Annotated in this window: 3 protein-coding genes; 1 reads left to right on the top strand and 2 read right to left on the bottom strand. The window is 41.8% G+C overall.

Features of this window, described 5'->3' with window-relative positions; translation table 11 throughout:
* Together QXE01_12400 and QXE01_12405 are read right to left on the bottom strand one after the other, a co-directional pair.
* Positions 1–930 (bottom strand): molybdopterin-dependent oxidoreductase (locus QXE01_12400; GenBank protein ID MEM4972038.1); only part of this gene is annotated, 930 nt, incomplete at its 3' end.
* 190 nt (positions 931–1120) lie between these two features.
* Positions 1121–1948: an HAD-IIA family hydrolase gene (locus QXE01_12405; GenBank protein MEM4972039.1), complete on the bottom strand. Its 828-nt coding sequence runs from the start codon at positions 1946–1948 to the stop codon at positions 1121–1123.
* Positions 1949–2023: 75 nt separating this feature from the next.
* Between QXE01_12405 and QXE01_12410 the strand changes: the two genes are divergently transcribed.
* Positions 2024–2953 (top strand): hypothetical protein (locus QXE01_12410; GenBank protein MEM4972040.1); only part of this gene is annotated, 930 nt, incomplete at its 3' end.

A 2953-nucleotide genomic window follows, 5' to 3' on the forward strand; every position in this document is an offset into this window, starting at 1 on the left:
CTCCTTCAAAAGCGCCTTTAGATCCTCGAGATCCTCCTCCGATATGTTCCACCTACTCATTAGATTCCTAAACTCGGGAAGCTGATCTATTGGAGGATTTCTCTCGAAGAACGCATAGTGGAGGATATAGAGTAATATAGAGGCATCGCTACCAGGTCTTATAGGTATCCATATATCGGAAACCATAGCTGTTCTCGAGAACCTTGGATCGAAACATATAAATATAGCCCCCCTCTCCTTGCTCTTCAATAGATGAGCCATAGAGAGTGGATGGGCCTCTGCCGGGTTAGAGAAAAATAGTACGACATCTGCTAGGGATAGATCCTCTAGACTTGCTGTCTCAGCACCCCATCCATAGGTAACACCTAGCCCTGTAACTGTTGAGCTATGGCACTTCCTATACTGGGAATCGATATTAGAGGTTCCAAGATATATGGCTAGCTTTGTAACTAGATAGGCTTCATCGTTAAACAATACCGATGAGCCCATAAGCTGAACCGGGTTATCCTTGCCAACATAGTAGAAGCCATCGCCTCTTCTCGGATAGCCTGTTCTCGATCTCCACTCGCTAAGGATTTCAGATAGCTTCCCAGCGATATATTCAAAAGCCTCTTCCCATGATATTGGTTTCCACATGGGTGGATATCTATTGATTATTGAGGAAAGCTCTTCCCAGCTAGATGCAGATAGGATCTCCTCTGGAGGAGGTTTTTCACCGGTTCTAATCATCGGTGTTAAGATCCTCCTATCACTCGAAACTATTTTATGAGAGGCAACGCCCTTAGGACAGAGAGACCCTCTATTTATATATGAATCCATAGATCCCCTAGTCCACACAATATTCATCCCATCTGTATAGAAGTCTATAGAGCATCCTACAGAGCAATAGGGACATATAACACTTATAACCTTAAGCTTATCAAGCCCCATCTTACCGCCTATCTCCCCTAAGGCCCATCTATGTTTATAGAGCCTTCCAACTATATGCTGCACCCTTCTACAATACTAATGTAAGAAGGCATATATAGTTATGAAAGATAATTGAAATTCATCGAGATAGATATATAAAGTCTATATAAATTATATTGTGCAGGCTTCTCACTAGCTATAACCGATCAAATCAACAGTATTCAGCTAGATCCATCAGCGTTCTTGCTAAATAAATCTCTCTCCCACGATAATCAATAAGGTCTCCTCTATTCCCTATCTCCTTCTCACTAGTATATCCTGTAAGCACGAGAATCCCCTTAACACCTGAATCCACGGCGAGCTTCATATCTGTATCAAATCTATCTCCAATCACAGCTATCCCTTTTCTAGAAATCCTATATCTATTTGTTATATACTCGATTATCCATGGATTAGGCTTTCCAGCGATATAGTCAACGCTTCTCCCGCTAGCCCTTTCAAGAGCTGCTACTATACTTCCAGCACCTGGATCTAACCCGTCTTCCACGGGGATCAAGTGATCTGTATTAGTTGCTATAAAAAGGGCTCCCCTTAAAAGGGCTCTCACAGCTGCTCTAAGCTTTATATAGTTAAAATTCCTGTCGAGACCCACAACCACAGCTCTTGCTCTCTCTGCATCGTTAATAGTTAAGACCCTGTGGCCTGCTAGGATTAACTCCTCCATCAACCCCTCCTCCCCTATCATATATACCTCTGTACTGCCTTCTCTCTGCCGCAGCCACTCTGATGCTAGGAATCCGCTGGTTAGAATCATTTCTGGGGGCACCTCTATCCCCAGCCTTTTTAGGGCTTCTCCATATGATGCTCTACTTCTAGTTGAGTTATTGGTTAGAAATAGAACTATGATCCCTTTTCCCATTAGCTTCTTTAGAGCCTTTAGATTCTCCTCTATAGGCTTAGATCCTATCCATACTACGCCATCTAGATCTACAAGCAGGGCTTCTAAACCATCTATACATCCATGGATCCTCTTAAACATATATCTCCCAATTGCGTATTTCCAGAGAATTTATAGCTTATAACCCATGATATCCACTACCAAATGGTATACATCTTGAACCCAACAGCCCTAGCCACAGCCCTTTCTATCTCTTTTATCCTCTCCCTAGTCCTCTCATGGATCATATATAGGCTTGGGCTAAGGCTTGGAATAGTTGGTAGAGATGTTCATAAGAGCTGGGAGAGCTATGCTGTGAGAATAGGCGGATTATCACTTATATCAGCACCCCTGGTATCCCTCGCTATATTGCCTTCGAGGGATATACTGGTGTTTCTCATAATCAGTGCTATATCTGGCTTAATTGGATTTATAGATGATATAAAATCTCTACCAGCGGTTAGAAAGGTATTGATCACAGTGATCCCAGGTCTTATTCACTTAACAACAGGTCTATATGATCCTAGGCTATATATACCCATGCTAGGGGAGATCAGCGCTAGAATCCTATATATATTTTTAATACCAGCCGCATATGCCGTGGCTCTAAACGCCTCTAATATGATGGATACACACAACGGGATCCTTGGAGGATCTATGTTAATATCAATAGCAATCCTATCACCTATCATGATATCAAGATCCTTAGATCAAGATGTCTCAACAGTTATAATATCATCTATCATAGGATCTCTTATGGGCTTCCTAATACTCAACATATACCCAGCGAAGATATTCGTTGGCAATGTGGGATCCCTAATGATCGGCTCGTGGATAGCGTTCCTAGGCATATACAGCAGATCAGAGGTACTTTTAATACTAGCTCTCTTCCCAATGATAATAAACGGATACTCCATAATATCCAGCATAGGAGGTCTTAAGGAAAAGAGTGCAATAAGAATAAGACCTGTAATAGTTGAAAAGGGTCTGATAAAGGCCAATAGAGATCCAAAAGCACCGATAACAATAGCGCATCTAGCATCTTCATCAAATAAAAACGGGATAAGAGAAACAGAGCTAGTTATAAGTACATGGGTATTATTCTAC

This window comes from Sulfolobales archaeon (genome assembly GCA_038897115.1).
Classification (GTDB): Archaea; Thermoproteota; Thermoprotei_A; order Sulfolobales; family AG1; genus AG1.

Bases quoted from the DNA above. Each gene is read 5' to 3' on its own strand.
- QXE01_12405 (MEM4972039.1), bottom strand. From the start codon at position 1,948: ATGTTTAAGAGGATCCATGGATGTATAGATGGTTTAGAAGCCCTGCTT.